17 protein-coding genes are annotated in these 15,594 nt (G+C 49.9%); 12 read left to right on the forward strand and 5 right to left on the reverse strand.

The genetic code is table 11. The features are described 5' to 3' along the window. Both serS and ureE read left to right on the forward strand, forming a co-directional pair. Positions 1–713, forward strand: a 713-nt coding sequence (gene serS, locus NZ772_01695; GenBank protein MCS6812277.1) for a serine--tRNA ligase, incomplete at its 5' end; no start/stop codon positions are given. Between the two features lie 15 nt (positions 714–728). Continuing rightward, a complete protein-coding gene (gene ureE, locus NZ772_01700) occupies positions 729–1,244 on the forward strand; it encodes an urease accessory protein UreE (GenBank protein MCS6812278.1) in 516 nt (171 codons plus the stop codon). A 71-nt stretch (positions 1,245–1,315) separates the two neighbouring features. Here the strand turns inward: ureE and NZ772_01705 are convergent, their stop codons facing one another. After that, complete coding sequence (locus NZ772_01705; protein MCS6812279.1) at positions 1,316–3,646, reverse strand: cation:proton antiporter; 2,331 nt, start codon at positions 3,644–3,646, stop codon at positions 1,316–1,318. A gap of 236 nt (positions 3,647–3,882) precedes the next feature. On the opposite strand from NZ772_01705, the gene cysE reads away from it, so the two are divergent. Both cysE and NZ772_01715 read left to right on the forward strand, forming a co-directional pair. Beyond that, on the forward strand, positions 3,883–4,683 hold the full coding sequence (cysE, locus tag NZ772_01710; GenBank protein MCS6812280.1) for a serine O-acetyltransferase: 801 nt from the start codon (positions 3,883–3,885) through the stop codon (positions 4,681–4,683). A 33-nt stretch (positions 4,684–4,716) separates the two neighbouring features. Further along, positions 4,717–5,118 carry an Hpt domain-containing protein gene (locus NZ772_01715; protein ID MCS6812281.1) on the forward strand — a complete coding sequence of 134 codons (402 nt, stop codon included), beginning with the start codon at positions 4,717–4,719 and terminating at the stop codon, positions 5,116–5,118. On the opposite strand, the gene NZ772_01720 is transcribed toward NZ772_01715, so the two are convergent. Beyond that, on the reverse strand, positions 5,111–6,148 hold the full coding sequence (locus tag NZ772_01720) for a potassium channel protein (GenBank protein MCS6812282.1): 1,038 nt from the start codon (positions 6,146–6,148) through the stop codon (positions 5,111–5,113). The two genes, NZ772_01715 and NZ772_01720, sit on opposite strands and share 8 nt — an antisense overlap. Before the next feature lie 231 nt (positions 6,149–6,379). Between NZ772_01720 and NZ772_01725 the strand changes: the two genes are divergently transcribed. Together NZ772_01725 and NZ772_01730 are read left to right on the forward strand one after the other, a co-directional pair. Then, positions 6,380–6,808: a hypothetical protein gene (locus NZ772_01725; GenBank protein ID MCS6812283.1), complete on the forward strand. Its 429-nt coding sequence runs from the start codon at positions 6,380–6,382 to the stop codon at positions 6,806–6,808. Between the two features lie 122 nt (positions 6,809–6,930). Continuing rightward, positions 6,931–7,710: a photosystem II S4 domain protein gene (locus tag NZ772_01730; protein ID MCS6812284.1), complete on the forward strand. Its 780-nt coding sequence runs from the start codon at positions 6,931–6,933 to the stop codon at positions 7,708–7,710. 124 nt (positions 7,711–7,834) lie between these two features. Here NZ772_01730 and NZ772_01735 read toward each other — a convergent pair whose 3' ends face one another. Beyond that, positions 7,835–8,827 (reverse strand): hypothetical protein, encoded by a 993-nt coding sequence (locus tag NZ772_01735; GenBank protein MCS6812285.1) that lies wholly within the window; start codon positions 8,825–8,827, stop codon positions 7,835–7,837. Between the two features lie 56 nt (positions 8,828–8,883). Continuing rightward, positions 8,884–9,516 carry a translation elongation factor Ts gene (gene tsf, locus NZ772_01740; protein MCS6812286.1) on the reverse strand — a complete coding sequence of 211 codons (633 nt, stop codon included), beginning with the start codon at positions 9,514–9,516 and terminating at the stop codon, positions 8,884–8,886. A gap of 328 nt (positions 9,517–9,844) precedes the next feature. Here tsf and NZ772_01745 point away from each other — a divergent pair, with 328 nt between their 5' ends. Continuing rightward, on the forward strand, positions 9,845–11,161 hold the full coding sequence (locus tag NZ772_01745) for a glutamyl-tRNA reductase (GenBank protein ID MCS6812287.1): 1,317 nt from the start codon (positions 9,845–9,847) through the stop codon (positions 11,159–11,161). Next, complete coding sequence (locus tag NZ772_01750) at positions 11,158–11,505, forward strand: hypothetical protein (GenBank protein MCS6812288.1); 348 nt, start codon at positions 11,158–11,160, stop codon at positions 11,503–11,505. Before NZ772_01745 ends, NZ772_01750 begins: the two co-directional genes overlap by 4 nt. 130 nt (positions 11,506–11,635) lie before the next feature. Here the strand turns inward: NZ772_01750 and NZ772_01755 are convergent, their stop codons facing one another. Next, a complete protein-coding gene (locus NZ772_01755; protein MCS6812289.1) occupies positions 11,636–12,325 on the reverse strand; it encodes a zinc metallopeptidase in 690 nt (229 codons plus the stop codon). Between the two features lie 328 nt (positions 12,326–12,653). Here NZ772_01755 and NZ772_01760 point away from each other — a divergent pair, with 328 nt between their 5' ends. From NZ772_01760 to NZ772_01775, 4 genes are all read left to right on the forward strand, one after another. Next, positions 12,654–12,953: a DUF1232 domain-containing protein gene (locus NZ772_01760; GenBank protein MCS6812290.1), complete on the forward strand. Its 300-nt coding sequence runs from the start codon at positions 12,654–12,656 to the stop codon at positions 12,951–12,953. Positions 12,954–13,065: 112 nt separating this feature from the next. Then, positions 13,066–13,842 carry a M48 family metallopeptidase gene (locus tag NZ772_01765; protein ID MCS6812291.1) on the forward strand — a complete coding sequence of 259 codons (777 nt, stop codon included), beginning with the start codon at positions 13,066–13,068 and terminating at the stop codon, positions 13,840–13,842. A gap of 5 nt (positions 13,843–13,847) precedes the next feature. Further along, positions 13,848–14,657 carry an ABC-2 family transporter protein gene (locus NZ772_01770; GenBank protein ID MCS6812292.1) on the forward strand — a complete coding sequence of 270 codons (810 nt, stop codon included), beginning with the start codon at positions 13,848–13,850 and terminating at the stop codon, positions 14,655–14,657. A 96-nt stretch (positions 14,658–14,753) separates the two neighbouring features. Next, on the forward strand, positions 14,754–15,593 hold the full coding sequence (locus NZ772_01775) for an SGNH/GDSL hydrolase family protein (protein MCS6812293.1): 840 nt from the start codon (positions 14,754–14,756) through the stop codon (positions 15,591–15,593). The last annotated feature ends 1 nt before the right edge of the window (position 15,594 follow it).

Genomic DNA, 15,594 nt, shown 5'->3' on the forward strand with positions numbered 1-15,594 from the left:
AAATTCAAGCGGGCTATACCGAGGTTTTGCCCCCATTCCTGATCAATAGTGCCTCTCTGACAGCCACAGGGCAACTGCCTAAATTTTCTGAGGAAAGCTTCAAATGCGATCAAGATGACCTATGGCTGACTCCAACAGCGGAAGTACCTGTAACTAATTTGTATCGAGACGAAATTCTGACGGCTGACCAGTTACCTATCTATCATTGCGCCTACACGCCTTGTTTTCGGCGAGAAGCAGGTAGCTACGGGCGAGACACAAGGGGGCTGATTCGTCTGCACCAGTTTAATAAGGTAGAACTGGTCAAGTTCGTGCACCCAGACACTTCTGAAGAGGAGCATCAGCGTCTAGTACGGGATGCTGAAGCTATTCTAGAAGCGTTGAAGTTGCCTTATCGCACGGTTGAACTCTGCACAGGGGACTTAGGCTTCGGTGCTGCCAAATGTTACGACCTAGAGGTCTGGTTACCCTCAGCCGGAACGTATCGAGAAATTTCCAGTTGCTCCAACTTTATGGACTTTCAGGCGCGCCGAGCCAATATTCGCTTCAAGGAGCCAGGGCAAAAGGGCACGCGCTTGGTTCACACCCTGAATGGCTCTGGCTTGGCTGTGGGCCGCACAATGGCAGCTATTTTAGAAAACTACCAGCGACCCGATGGTACAGTCCGCATTCCAGACGTGCTGCAACCTTACCTGGGTCGGGATACCTTGTAAGCCTGAGGGGAGCTTATGATGATTTTAACAAAGCGACTACCTGCTGATATTCACCACAAGGCTGACCATCGGCTATCCCTCACAGCCGACGATCGTACCCGCGCCCGTCATCGGTTCCAAACGGAGGATGGTGAAGATGTGTTCTTAGACCTGCCTAGGGGGACTGTTGTGCAACATGGAGATTTACTGCAAACCCAAGCTGGCGATCGTACAGTTTTGGTGATAGCTAAGCCAGAACCTGTGCTGACAGTAACAGCTCCTACTCATCTAGCATTACTACGGGCAGCCTATCACCTAGGTAACCGTCATGTGCCCTTAGAGGTGACGGCAACCTATTTGCGCCTGTCCCCAGACCCAGTATTGCAGGCAATGCTAGAGCAGATGGGGTTAACAGTCGCGCATGAGGTTCAGCCCTTTCAACCAGAAGTTGGAGCTTACAGTTCATCCCATCACCATTCCCATAACCATACTAGCCATCATCATTCTCATGGCAGTCATCGCGATCGTCATTCTAGTCACACGCTCGAATGAACACTAGACAGTTACTCTAGGGTCATTGCCCTAGGGCTATAACTGCTTATCTGACAAGGAATAGAGAGAATTCACTCAGAGTTTGATGAAAGACTATGCGCGACCGATGGTTGATTATTGTCAACCGTGCTAGGGTGCGCCTCTAATGGGGATAGCTGCCGTTGAGCATTGAGTAGGCCAGTTTGGCTACCACAGAGTAGGAGGCGATCGCCTGCTTGCAGTTCTACTGTACCTTCTGGCAGTTGAATGAACCGTCCTTCTCGTCGAAGGGCTTGAATTTTAACTCCATCCCCATTCTCTTGGGAATCTGTCCAGTTCAACGCCGAGATAGGTTTGCCAATTACTGGACTGTTAGCAGCTATAGTAATCCACTGGCATGAGGCACTGTTAGTAGGGATTGCTACCCGACCACTAGCAAGCTCAGCAAAAGCAGAAAACTCACTAGGTTCGCCAACCACCAGTAGCCGATCGCCCTCTTCGAGGACAGTGGATCCAGTAGGATAGTCTAGCTCGTCGCCGTTCGTGCGCTGAATGGCCACCAAGCTTACGCCTGTTAATTCTCGCATATTGGACTCTGCTAAGGTCATGCCTGTCAATGGAGACTCAACTGGCAAGTTAAACCAGTAGTTAGGCATATCCTGAGTGGCGATGCGTACTTCACGAGAAACTTCTGTGGCGGGTCGATCCGGGCGTAACGCCAAGTAGTGACTGCTACGAATTGCTTGCACTTCGGCTTGTAGGTCAGCCATGGGCACACCCATACCGCTTAGCAAGTGCGTAGACAGTTCTAGGCTAGCTTCAAATTCTGGCTGCACAACTTCTCGTGCTCCTAATTGATAGAGCAACTCAATATCTCGGTTTTGGCTAGCACGCACTACCACATCGAGTTTAGGAGCAAGTTCTAAGGAGCGTTTGAGGCAAAGGCGTGTGCTCATAGAATCTGGCAAGACGATCGCCATGCCCTGGGCAGTATCTACCCCTGCTTTTTCTAGTACGGGTAGGCTAGCCGCGTTGCCATACACATAGGGAATCTTAGCTTGCCGTAGTTTTTGAATGGCTTGCTCTGATTGGTCAATCACCACTACAGGATAGTTATGGGATTGCAGTAGCTGCACGATCGTCTGGCCAACACGACCATAACCGCATACCACCACATGGTTACGGGCTGGCAACTCTGTAGCAGTCTCCAAAGGCAGGCTAGAACTATCCAAATAATGCCGCAACCAAGGCACTGACTCAGCCCAAAGTAGCAATTGGGGGATTAACCGCAACACAAATGGAGTGACCACCAACGTGACTGCCGTCGTCCCCAAAATGAGTAGGTAAACTCGGCGAGACACTAGTCCTAAGGCTTGCCCCTTGCTAGCTAACACAAAGGAAAATTCTCCTATTTGGGCCAGACCTAGACCACTAATAATGGCTGTTTTCCATGAGTAGCGGAACAGAGTAACTAGGGGAGCAATAATGATGAACTTGCCGACTAGGACTAGGGCTACCAAGCCGAGGATAAGTTCGAGGTTATTCCACAGGAACAGAGGATCAATCAACATGCCGATCGCCGCAAAGAATAGGCTGGCACATACATCGCGAATTGGTTCCACGTAGGCAAGGGTCTGGTCAGCGTATTCCACCTCAGAAATCATCAGCCCTGCCACAAAGGCACCCATTTCTACCGATAGTCCCAAGTATTCGGTCAGCAGTGCAATACTGAGACATAATGCCACTACGCCCAACAGAAACAACTCCCGGCTTTCGGTGCGGGCAAGGAAGCGCAACAATGGGGGGACTATCCAGATGCCGACGGCGATCGCCCCAGCCGCAAACAAGCCCGTGCGCACCACTGCCCATCCCAGAGCCGTGCCAATTTGATCAATAGGCTGATCGAGAGCAGGGAGTACAGCTAGCATCAACCCCAGTGCTAAGTCCTGAACGATCAGAATCCCCAGCATCACTTGTCCATGGGAGGTTTCTGTTTCATGCCGCTCCATCAAGCTCTTAAGGACAACGGCAGTAGACGATAGGGAGAGAATAGCACCAAGAAACACACCCTGAGCCGCAGAGGTAACCCAGCCAATCCACAGCGATACTAAGGCAGTGATGGCGATCGTGAGGACAATTTGCAACGTACCGCCACCAAGGGCTATCCGTCGTACTTTTTGCAGTTCTCCTAGGGAAAACTCTACTCCTAGGGCAAACAACAAAAATGCCACACCCAACTGAGCCAATGTTTCTACCTGTACCAGTTCCTTAATTAGCCCTAGCCCAGCAGGCCCAACTACAATGCCCCCCAGTAAGTAGCCCAACAAGACTGGCTGGCGGAAAAGAGCAGCAACCAGTCCACCAATTGCTGCCGCCGTCAGCACCGTTACCAAATCAACAATCAAGCGAAAATCTTCCTGCACAAACACTCCCTAAGGATGTCAAAAAACGTTGCACTTACTTGAATGTAGCGTGTTCAACAGCGTTACAACTGACGTTTTGCCTAGGTTGAGTTGGGATCATGTCCCATTAAATCTCTAGTGTAATTTGGCTGGAGAGGATTAGTATATCAGCTTCTCAGAAATGCCCTATGCCCATCTCAGCAGTCAAGATACTATCGTTGATATGATAGTAAAGATGCTGTTCAACGGTAACTTTTGTGTTTTCAACTCTCATCGCTGACTTCCGCATTATTTTTGAGCGTGATCCGGCTGCCCGCAATTGGTTAGAGGTGTTATTTTGCTATCCGGGCTTGCAAGCACTTGTCATGCATCGAATTGCTCACTGGTTATATCGCTTGGGCTTGCCCTTTGTGCCTCGACTAATTTCCCATGTGGCTCGCTTTATTACGGGAATTGAGATTCACCCTGGGGCGACGATCGGCACTGGAGTATTCATCGACCACGGTATGGGGGTTGTGATTGGTGAAACTGCCGTTGTGGGAGATTATAGCCTGATTTACCAGGGCGTAACCCTAGGCGGTACGGGCAAAGAGAGTGGTAAACGTCACCCTACCCTAGGAGAAAACGTAGTGGTTGGTGCTGGAGCCAAGGTTTTGGGTAATATTCTCATTGGTAATAACGTCCGCATTGGTGCTGGCTCTGTAGTGCTGCGAGATGTACCCTCAGATTGCACAGTGGTTGGTGTTCCAGGTCGGATTGTCTTTCGCTCTGGTGTGCGAGTTGACCCTCTGGAGCACGGACGTTTGCCCGACTCCGAGGCTCAGGCTATCCGTGCCCTTGTGGATCGCATTGAGGCGCTAGAGCAGCAGGTACAAGCGTTACAAGCGCAGCCGCAATCTGTGCCTGTGACTACGATCAACCAACTAGAGCGCCTAATGACAGCACCCTGTTCATTGGTAGCTGACAACACAGTGGGTTCAGCCAGTGATCGCCCCCCCAATAGCTGCCGACTGCGCGATCGTGCCATTGAAGAGTTTCTCGATGGCAGCGGCATCTAACCGATAGAGTAACAACCGTAGGCATAGCCAGTAATGACTGACCGAGTAGATGCTAGTTCCCTAGGCCAACCGGTAACTGCCCAGATGCTAACGACCATGGGAATGGACTGGGAAAGACTTAGGGATCTATCAGGGGGATTAGCAGAGTTTGAGTTAGAGTTGCTGGCAATGTTTGTGGAAGATACCCAGTTGCACGTCGATGCTGCTAAGGCAGCAATTAAAACCCAAAACTTTACACAGCTAGGCCGTGAGGCGCACCAAATCAAAGGTGCTAGTGCCAATGTTGGCGCAATTCCTATGCAGCAAGCGGCTGCCCAGCTAGAGCAACAAGCTAAGCAGCAAGCCCTTGATCGGGTTGATGAACTCCTAGCAACTCTGCAAGCTTGGCTGATGGCTCTTCGCACCTACGTGCAGCAGACCAATACTCCTACCTGACCCTGGCACCACGATAGCGAATTTGTCGCTGGAGAGCATAGCTCTGAGCAAACTGGGGAATGTCACCCTTGTGACCCAACACGATTACTGTATCACCTGGATTGAGTTTCATGTTGTCCGGGGGTGAAGTCACCATGTTGCCATCCGCCTGGCGCACAGCCACCACAATGAAGTTACCCCTACCTCGCACTTCCACATTACTCACGGTTCCCCCTGCCAGACTGGACGTTGGCGTAATTTCCAACTCATCCATCCGCAAGCCAAACTGGGATAGTAGTTCGTTTAAGGTGCTGCCACCATCATTGCGATCGAGAAAATCTAAGGTCGCCGGGTGGGTAATCAAGTGGGACATTCGCATCGCTCCGATCGTCGCAGGCAACACTACATGATCAGCACCCGCCAAACGCAGCTTTTTCTCCGTTGAGGGATATTCTCCCCGCGCCAAAATTTGCAGATTGGCGTTCATTTCCCTAGCCGTAAGGGTAATGAACACATTGTCAGCATCACTAGGTAACACAGTTGCCAACACCCGCGCGCGCCGAATACCCACGGCATCTAGAGCCATCTCATCCGTAGCACTACCTGTATAAACCAAATAGCCTAGTTCTTCAGCTTCAGTCACCCGTTCAGGGTTGTTATCTAAAACCACGAACGGCATTCGGGCTGTCTTCAACTTGCTGCACAGAATTTGCCCCATGCGTCCAAACCCACAGACAATCACATGGTCTTCTAGCAACTCAATTTCACGGATCATCCGTCTTACCTCCAATGCTTGCTTAATTTCGCCCTCAGTCAGCAATTGGACAAAGCCCCCCACCATGTAGACAACAGAGACACTGCCTGCAACAATTACAAAAATCGTAAACACACGTAGGGCTGGTGAGGTAATTGGACGCACTTCACCAAACCCCACGCCAAAGACTGTGATAATGACCATGTAAACCGCATCTAGGAATGACCAGCCTGCAATCACATAGCCCGCTACAGCAACCACTACGGTAATCGTGAAGCAGATAGCACCAGCAATAATGTTTTGAGTTGGCTTAGAGACCTGATGCTTGGGTGAAGCTGCTGGCAGGGGGGCAAGAGCGTCATTATAGGATGCAGCGATAGATTGCTTAGATTTACGGCTCACAGAAAATTACAAAACCTCAGTAAGAGCAAGGAAGGTAACAAACCATAGATTCTTTTTCATACATACTGGATCAACAAACAGATTAGCGGTAGTGTTACTAACAAATCGATACTCTCCTGGCTACGGATGACACCTACACTCCTAGGTCGCTGGCAAACTCGTTGGTTTTTAACGGTGATTGTTGGCCTTCCCATCACTCTTCCCTTTGCCTTAGGACTCCTAGGCACTGGTACTAGCTGGCATTTCATCTATATCTTGGGGTACATGGCCTTGTTCGGCATCGGCTGGGATGTGATGTACCAATACCTGCAATCATTTCGCTGGGATCATGACTGGCCAGGAATTTTGCAACTTTTAGCTGGCATCTGGGAAGGCTTGGTACTGGGGGTCATTGCGATGACGATCGGTCTTCCCGGCCTTCCCCAGCCTTTTATTTTGTCTCACTTTATACTGCACTACAGCTTAGTCTGGTTGGGTATCTACAGTGCCAGCCAGACCCTGATGCGCGTTCTCTTTCCCCATTGGCGCTTTCAAGGAGGACAACTTTGGAAATAATAGCCATCTACTAGCAAACAAGTGCACATAGAAAACACATAGAAAACAGGTGCACACAGAGCAGAACCAGAACCCTCTGCGGTGGCTCGTGATAGCATGGTCAGATATGTAGGGTAATGATAATGCTGGCTCGACAAGATCTCCTGAAGGGCATTGAAAACCGGGACACGATCGTCCGTATTTTGGACTACGTTGATCAGGCAATTAAAACTTGGGAGGTAGTCGTATCGGACTTTTTGTCACCCCTAGAACTGGTGGAGGCGCAGTCTGTGTTTAAGCGATTGACCGATGTGCACCTGCTAGCCTGGGGTGGCTATCCCCAAGCAGAGCGACAGCGGGTAGCAATTGCTCGCTCAGAGCTACTGCTAGACCCATCGCAAGTGATGGTTACTGCTTTGGAAATCAGTGGTAACTTTTTGTTTGATGCAGCCACCCATCGAGACTTCTTAGGAGCCTTACTGGGCACAGGCATCGTGCGGGAGAAAGTAGGCGATATCCTGGTGCAAGGAGAGCGTGGTGCCCAAGCGATCGTAGTACCTGAATTAGTAGAGTTTCTCGCTATGAACTTGACCCAGGTGCGATCGGTTCCTGTAAACGTCCGCCCCATACCCCTAGATGAGCTAAAAATTCGTGAACCGAAAACAAAGGCAATCACAACCGTAGAGGCATCCTTACGGCTAGATGCAGTAGCGTCAGCAGGCTTTGGCATTTCTCGCAGCAAAATGGTAGATTTAATCACCGCTGGTGATGTGCGGGTGAATTGGAAAGACGTTACCGAAGCCAAATATCAGATAAAACCCGGTGATTTGATTGCCATCCGAGGTAAGGGCCGCGTTGAGGTAGGCGAGATTATGCTTACCAAGAAGGAACGCTATCGGATAGAGATGGTTCGCTATGTTTGAAGGCGGTTCATTAGGAGTGAGTGAAGCTGACGGCGACCATGCCATTGGCAACCGTAGGAATCAATACAATTTATCCTTGATGATGCCTCAGAGTCCTGAAGTTGTCCTGGTTTCAACAGTTTGTCTACTCAGACACCCAACTACTGCGCCATGCAGCTTCAGCATTGGCAACCGCTAGTTCTCGTTGTACTTTTTGATAGTCTTGCTCTAAAGCCTTGAGTTGCAGGATAGTTTCCCGCAGTCGGTTGCGCCATGACATCACACTACTGTCTACAAACTCAATTTCCGACAAACGCATCTGCACGGCCATGATTCTAAGCGGAGGAATGACGGTAGTTCCTGATGACTTGGGCTTTTCTGACTTTTGGTTAGAGCTATTGTCCTCAGTGGGCAATTCGATCGCCTCTACAGTCAGACTCAACAAGTTAGGGGGGCCTGCTGCCATTGTTTCAAAGGCTTCCGCTTTGGCAGCAGCTTCTAGCACTGGCTCTGGGAAATATTTAGGCAAGATTCCAGACTCTTGCAAGAGGTGGTTCACCTGCCTAGACAGATGCCGTAACATCTCAGCGATAGCTTGCTCTATCGACTCATGCCAGTGGAGTAAAGCCGTTGGGGGCGATCGTCGTGGTCTAGAGAACCGCAGCGAGTTTTGTAATGACTCTGACGCAGATTGCCCTGCATCAGGCTGTGTCAACCCAGATGAGGGCTGACCTTCATCCGCATTTGGGGATGCTTGGGAAACTCCTCTAGATAGGAATGCCAGCACTTGCGCCAATGGTACCGGATCCATTTTTTTCTGTTCAACCTGTTCTGATGACGGGTTATGTTGACCATCGTCACGGCTTAGCAACTCTGACAACTGAGCCTGCCCTTGCTTGGCTACCTGTTGCAAGGCCTGCTGGAACTGTTGACGCTGGGCTAGGGAGAGCGACAAAAATTGCTCAGGATAACCCTGGGTACAAATCTGGTATGCAGCGCCAATCAACTGCTGCTTAACAGCTTGACCTAGAACAGTCAGGTAATTGCTGTAGGTCTCATGCAAAGTCTGACCAATTGCAGCAAGCCGCTCATTCAACCTAGCTAAATCGTGCTCAATTTGCTCGACGTTTCGCGCCATGACTATCCGACCTATTCACAACTTGGCAACTTAGTCAGGTCATGACCCGACAATCACTACTCAGCAGTGTTTTCTGGAGGTTGCTCAACCCCTTCACCTAAAACAAACCGGACGAAGCGGCGCACTTGAATGTTTTCCCCCAGCTTAGCGATCGTGCTCTTCACCAAGTCATCAACCGTAATATTCTGATCCCGAACATAGGGTTGATCTAACAGGCACATTTCCTTCAAGCGTTTCTCAATTCGGCCCTGGACAATTTTCTCCTTGACGTTAGCGGGTTTGCCTGCTAAATCATCTCGCCCCATTTCGATTTCCTTTTCCTTAGCCACAACATCTTCAGGGATGTCATCTACCTTGACGTACTCAACATTAGGGCAAGCAGCAATTTGCATGGCAACGTTTTTCACCAGTGCCATAAACTCCTCATTGCGGGCTACAAAGTCAGTTTCACAGTTGACTTCTACCAAAACCCCAACCCGACCACCTGTATGGATATAGCTGCCAATCTGACCTTCCATGGCAACTCGTCCACCTACTTTGTCAGCTTTGGCTAGCCCCTTCTTACGTAGCCATTCTTTTGCCTTTGCGACATCGCCACCAGACTCTGCTAGCGCCTTTTTGCAATCCATCATGCCAGCGTTGGTCTCGTCGCGCAGTTGTTTGACCAATTTTGCCGATATTTCAGCCATGTTACCTTTTATTCCTACTTCACCAGGTTGACAAGTTGCTGCAAGCGTCAGCCAATAATATTCGGGCCATTTCCACCAGTTTTGGGAAACAATCCTTGTTCATTCTCTATCATATTAGCCCCGTTGCAACCGTGGTTTCAAAAATGCCGATCGCTGCATTATGAACAATGCTTAACACTACGATGGTGTCGATTCAAGGCAAAATGATTCTTCAGATGCAGAGATCAAGCCTGACATTCTCAATCGTATGGTTTAAGTCCTGCCAAGATGACATCTGAGTCCTCTGAAGTCTGAGTCACTTCAAAGCAACTATCTATACAAAGCCTTTATGAATATTGCTGTTGTTGGTCTGAGCCATAAAACGGCTCCTGTGGAAGTCCGAGAAAAGTTAAGTATCCCTGAACATCAACTAGGGCAAGCGATCGCTCATCTCTGTAGCTATCCCCATGTGATGGAGGTAGCTGTACTAAGCACGTGCAATCGCCTAGAAATTTACTGCGTCGTGACTGAGACAGAGCTAGGCGTGCGCGAAGTTACTCAATTCTTAGCAGAACACAGCAAACTGCCTACCCAAGTTTTACGGCCTCACCTGTTCGTGTTGTTGCATCAAGATGCTGTTATGCACGTCATGCGAGTTGCCTCAGGGCTAGATAGCCTGGTACTGGGCGAGGGACAAATTCTTTCTCAGGTGAAAGAAGCTCACAAGCATGGCCAGAAATGCAATGGGGTTGGTCGGATATTAAACGAACTGTTCAAGTGTGCGATCGCAGCAGGCAAGCGTGTTCGCACTGAAACTGGCATTGGTACGGGCGCAGTTTCTATTAGCTCTGCTGCGGTCGAGCTAGCTCAACAGCAAGTGGCCTCCTTGCCAGCAGAGTCTTTGGAATTTTGCCGTATTGCTATCATCGGTGCCGGTAAAATGTCCCGACTGTTAGTCCAGCATCTCTTAGCCAAGGGAGCGCAATGGATCACGATCCTCAATCGCTCTATAGAACGGGCAAACGATTTAGTGACTCAGTTCAGTGGTGAACATAGCCATGTTTCCCTACGAGCCTTGCCCCTGACGGATATGATGACCGTAGTGGCAGAGTCTGACTTGGTATTTACCAGCACTGCTGCTACGGAACCAATTTTATGTCGAGCCAACCTAGAACCAGTCTTAACTCGCCCCTTAATGCTGGTGGATATTTCCGTTCCCCGCAATGTGGCTGGCGATGTAAAGGATATTGCACAAGTGCGAGCCTTTGATGTAGACGATCTCAAGGCTGTGGTGGCTCAAAATCAGGAAAGTCGCCGCCAGATGGCTATGGCCGCAGAAGCATTGTTGGAAGAGGAGCTTACCCTCTTTGATGCATGGTGGCAGTCCTTAGAAACTGTACCGACGATTAATCGACTGCGTGAGAAGATTGAAACAATTCGCTGCCAAGAGCTAGAAAAGGCTCTATCTCGTCTTGGCCCAGAGTTTGGTGGCAAGAACCAAGCCGTGATTGAAGGTCTCACTAAGGGAATTATCAATAAAATTCTCCATGACCCCATGGTGCAATTGCGGGCACAACGAGATATCGAGGCGCGACGACGGGCGATGCAAGCCTTACAGACGCTGTTTAACCTTGACCTTGACTCTACGGAGCAATACAGCCAATGACGCAGTTTGTGTTGAATCTGTCTGACGGATCAGTGTCCTTTAGTTTCAGTGCCGAGGCGGCTAGGGAATTGCGTGCTGCGATCGCTCAACTCATGGCTAGCTTGAAAACAACGGCTGCTGCTAAAGCTAGTGGTGCCAGCAAGCCTAGCCCCCAGCCAGTGATGGAGTATCGCCACGTGGGTGACGTATTTTTAGAGTTGTTTTGTAACCCCAATATTTGGTCAAGTCCTTTTGCAGCAAAGGTGCTTGTGACTCTGAGGGACGATCGTATCCGCTTGACGACCGAAGTCGAGTTAACCCGACTCACCGACGACCTCAATCAATTTCTCGACCAGTGCGGCTAAGCCACTCGTACTAAGCTACTTCTGTAAAACTGCTAAGCATACAATAAGCATACAAATAAAGTAAAGTAGCGGAGATACCCTGCCAGAGCATCTCCGCCATAGGTGCCGAACTGTTAACGAAAACACCAACCTAGCGATCGCGAGACATCAGAATTAGTTGCACCAGTTGCAACACCGAATACAAGGCAGTAGCCACATAGGTCCACGCCGCTGCTTGCAGCACCTGTTGAGCTGCGTGATTTTCTTGTCCTTGCAAGATCCCTAGTTCATCGATTAGCCGCAAGGCACGGTTGGAAGCATCAAACTCCACAGGCAGCGTTACCAAGTGAAATAAAATCACGCTGGCAAAAAGGGTAATGCCAAGGTTGATGAACAGGCTAGAAATTGCTCCAAGCTGCGTTAACACTAACCCTAGAATAACAAGCATTGGCCCTAGCTGAGAACCAAGGTTAGCCGCGGGCACTAAAGACGCTCGCACATTCATAAAGGTGTAGCCCCGCTTATCTTGGAGGACGTGACCACACTCATGGGCTGCAACAGCCGCTGCCGCTAGGGAATCAGAGTTATAAATTCCTTCTGATAGCCGCACAGCACGAGCACTGGGATCATAGTGATCGGTCAACTCACCAGCTACTGGCTCCACAACCACATCGGTAATACCCATCTTGCCCAGGATGGCTCTGGCAACATCAGCGCCTCTCATACCTAGGCTAGATCGCACTCTAGAGTAACGTTCGTAAGTGCCACGAATCCGGCTCTGCGCCCAAAGCATCAGCAAGATGCCGGGAAGCAAAACGACGTAAGACCAATGGAAGTACATAATAGTTACACACTACGTAATGGTGATCAATGGAGACTAACCTGAACCATACATCTAGATTATAATTTGCGTCCGCAGAGCAGTTGTTTGCGGATAACCGGATTAGAAGCCTCAACTACTTTGGCTATAACCCTACTACGACTTTGTTCAACCAGTCAGTTATTCGTTAGTTAAATTTAACGAATGAGCTATGCACTGCTAGGCGTTCAGGAATTTTCGCAAAAGTGTATTCTTCCTATGACTAGGGGCTAGCTAGTTACCTAGCTTCACCTAGCTAGTTTTGTGGGGGTTTGCTAAGCTCTAAAGAGTGGTTAGCTCTGGTCTAGTCATGAGAACGTTGTTTACATGGTATGGCAATGCGCTGTTGAATCCAAGAACTCGCCTTTGGGTATTGCTAGGCAGTTTGGTCTATCTGCTGAGTCCGATCGATATTTCTCCTGATCTTATTCCTTTTGCAGGGCAGATTGACGATGTAGTGCTGTTGATGATGGTGATATCGGGTTTATCGCAGTTGTTTAGCCAGCGCCAAGGGTTAACTCAACCACTTGAGCGGGACGATGATCGGGAGGCTGAAGATGCCGATCGGGTCACTCAAACTATTAATGTAGATGCAGTGGAAATCAAGTGATTATCAGCTATTGATCTACTGATCTAAAGTTACTCGTTGGTTGGCTATAGAAGTTGGTTGCAGATGTGATGATCAGCAGTACACTAATACAGGTGAACCGTTAACTGGAGCCATGACCCAGTACCTAGTGGATTCAAGCTGCATGAACATCCCTGCTTACCAAGTGCGAGAAAGTCACCGAGCCAAACATGTGAATATTCGAGTGTTGGCCACAGGTGAGCTACAAGTGGTGATTCCTAGAGGGTTCGATCGTGCCCGCATTCCCGATATTTTGCACCGGAAGCAGCATTGGATTACCCGCACCCTAGAGCGTATTCACCAGCAGCGAGCAGATCTGCATGTCACCCAAACTCCGCCCAGTGGCATTACCCTGACGGCTGTGAGCGAAACTTGGCAAGTGAGCTATCTGGCAACAGCAGCTACCGGCATCACAGCGGTGGAAAAGAGTGATCATACCCTCGTGCTTCGGGGCAATGTTGCTCAGCATGGCCTCTGCCGTGAAGTGTTGCGACGGTGGCTGACCCACAAAGGACAGCAAATCTTGGTGCCCTGGCTGCGAGAGGTGAGCCATGCCTGTGAATTGCCCTTTAAGCAGGCAACCGTGCGGGGACAAAAGACCCTCTGGGCCAGTTGTTCTCATAATAAGTCCATCAGCCTTAACTACAAGCTGCTATTTTTGCCGCCCCACTTGGTGCACTATGTGTTTGTCCATGAACTCTGTCATACTGTGCACATGAATCACTCTGCTCAGTTTTGGGCCTTAGTGGGCAGTCTGCTAGGGAACTATCGCGCTGTAGATCGAGAACTACGTCAAGCCATGACCTATGTACCCAACTGGGTCGGCAAAGAGATTGACCGTAATCCGTTAGATCAACAGCTATGCAACTAAACTCGATGTCATCGGTATGGAAGATAGGACGACGGTTTTGCCGACAGATGCAAGTGCTGTTGTCAGTGTATTACGCCTACATGGTGGAATATCGGGCTGAGCTGATGCTGTGGGTGTTGGCCGGGGTGTTGCCGTTCATCCTCATGGGAGTATGGATGCAGGCAGCCGCGGGTGGACAATTTGGGTTATCCCCCTTGGAGTTTGCCCGGTACTTTTTAGCGGCATTTATTGCCCGTCAGTTTACAATCGTCTGGGTGATTTGGGAGTTTGAGCGAGAAGTCGTAGAGGGTCGGCTATCCCCACGTCTGTTGCAACCTGTGGATCCAGTTTGGCATCATGTTACATCCCACATATCTGAGCGGTTTGCCCGTTTGCCCTTCGCAATTGCCCTTGTAATCGTCTTCTTTCTGCTCTATCCCCAAGCTTTCTGGATTCCCAAGCTGAATAGCTGGCTGTGGTTCTGTGTTGCGGCTAGCCTAGCGTTTACCCTGCGGTTTCTGATGCAATATACCTTTGCCATGTTTGCCTTCTGGACAGAGCGGGCTAGTGCCCTTGAACAGTTCTGGTTTTTGCTATACCTGTTTTTGTCAGGGTTAGTTGCTCCTTTAGAGGTTTTCCCCCCGGCTGTGCGTCAACTGGTAGAATGGACTCCCTTTCCCTACATGATTCACTTTCCCGCAGCGCTGCTAGTAGGTCTACCAGTTAATATCGCCAAAAGTGTCCTGGTAATGGTGGGTTGGGGCTTGGTGTTTTTAGTGTGGAATCGTTGGCTGTGGCGCAAAGGCCTACGCCACTATTCGGGCATGGGAGCTTAAATTAACCCTGCATTCTCTGGGGAAGGAGAATTGGGTATAATTTGCCGATTAAAGCAAACTACGATAGGCTATGCAGGATGATTGCGATCGGGTGCTATGACTCATCAGCGACTACGATCTAGCACGAGCAAACAATGTCCACGGTGGGTCTTGGGATCATTGGCGCTCAATGGCCTGTTGATCCTAGCCTTGGTAATCACGTGGCAAGACCGACAAGCTGTAACTCTGCCCCAGCCAAGCAGACTTGCCAATTCGGCGATCGCTGCTAGAACTTTTGTCAACCTTGGCCCCCGCCATAAACTCACCTACGAAGAATGGGTAGACCTGTTGCGACAAGAAGCCCAGGTAGTGGCAGCAACCAAACCTAGCCGCTTGGCCATCCTAGCGGGGGACTCTATTACTCTGTGGTTTCCACCTGACTTGTTGCCTGTAGATCGCATCTGGCTAAACCAAGGTATTTCAGGCGAAACGTCCGCAGGCTTAATGAAACGCCTTGCCCTGTTTGACCAAACCCAGCCAGAAACTATCTTTGTGCTGATTGGCATCAATGACCTTATCCGGGGTATAGCTGAGGCAACAGTACTAGCTAACCAACAGCAGATTGTGCGCTATTTGAAGTCAGCCCACCCCAAGGCTCAGATTGTAGTGCAGTCAATTTTGCCCCATGCGGCGGATGGTGCCATCTGGGAAGGCCGGAAGCAGTTGTTGACACTCTCTAACGATCGCATCCGTCGGTTGAACCGACAATTGATGGCGATGGCCGCTAACGAGGGCGTGTTTTACCTAGATTTGCACCCACTGTTTGTAGACAACGAGGGCAACCTGCGCTCTGACCTCACCACCGATGGTCTCCACCTGAGTCCCCAAGGGTACTGGGTCTGGCGATCGGCAATTCAGGTCTACAGCCAAGTAGCACTGAAACCAGTGCCCCCATAGG

This window comes from Cyanobacteriota bacterium (assembly GCA_025054735.1).
Classification (GTDB): domain Bacteria; phylum Cyanobacteriota; class Cyanobacteriia; order SKYG9; family SKYG9; genus SKYG9.

Excerpts from the sequence above, each read along its gene's own strand:
- ureE (MCS6812278.1), top strand. The coding sequence starts at position 729 with ATGATGATTTTAACAAAGCGACTACCTGCTGATATTCACCACAAGGCT.
- NZ772_01715 (MCS6812281.1), top strand. The coding sequence starts at position 4,717 with ATGACTGACCGAGTAGATGCTAGTTCCCTAGGCCAACCGGTAACTGCC.
- NZ772_01725 (MCS6812283.1), top strand. The coding sequence starts at position 6,380 with ATGACACCTACACTCCTAGGTCGCTGGCAAACTCGTTGGTTTTTAACG.
- NZ772_01730 (MCS6812284.1), top strand. The coding sequence starts at position 6,931 with ATGCTGGCTCGACAAGATCTCCTGAAGGGCATTGAAAACCGGGACACG.
- NZ772_01735 (MCS6812285.1), bottom strand. The coding sequence starts at position 8,827 with ATGGCGCGAAACGTCGAGCAAATTGAGCACGATTTAGCTAGGTTGAAT.
- tsf (MCS6812286.1), bottom strand. The coding sequence starts at position 9,516 with ATGGCTGAAATATCGGCAAAATTGGTCAAACAACTGCGCGACGAGACC.
- NZ772_01745 (MCS6812287.1), top strand. The coding sequence starts at position 9,845 with ATGAATATTGCTGTTGTTGGTCTGAGCCATAAAACGGCTCCTGTGGAA.
- NZ772_01750 (MCS6812288.1), top strand. The coding sequence starts at position 11,158 with ATGACGCAGTTTGTGTTGAATCTGTCTGACGGATCAGTGTCCTTTAGT.
- NZ772_01755 (MCS6812289.1), bottom strand. The coding sequence starts at position 12,325 with ATGTACTTCCATTGGTCTTACGTCGTTTTGCTTCCCGGCATCTTGCTG.
- NZ772_01760 (MCS6812290.1), top strand. The coding sequence starts at position 12,654 with ATGAGAACGTTGTTTACATGGTATGGCAATGCGCTGTTGAATCCAAGA.
- NZ772_01765 (MCS6812291.1), top strand. The coding sequence starts at position 13,066 with ATGACCCAGTACCTAGTGGATTCAAGCTGCATGAACATCCCTGCTTAC.
- NZ772_01770 (MCS6812292.1), top strand. The coding sequence starts at position 13,848 with ATGTCATCGGTATGGAAGATAGGACGACGGTTTTGCCGACAGATGCAA.
- NZ772_01775 (MCS6812293.1), top strand. The coding sequence starts at position 14,754 with ATGACTCATCAGCGACTACGATCTAGCACGAGCAAACAATGTCCACGG.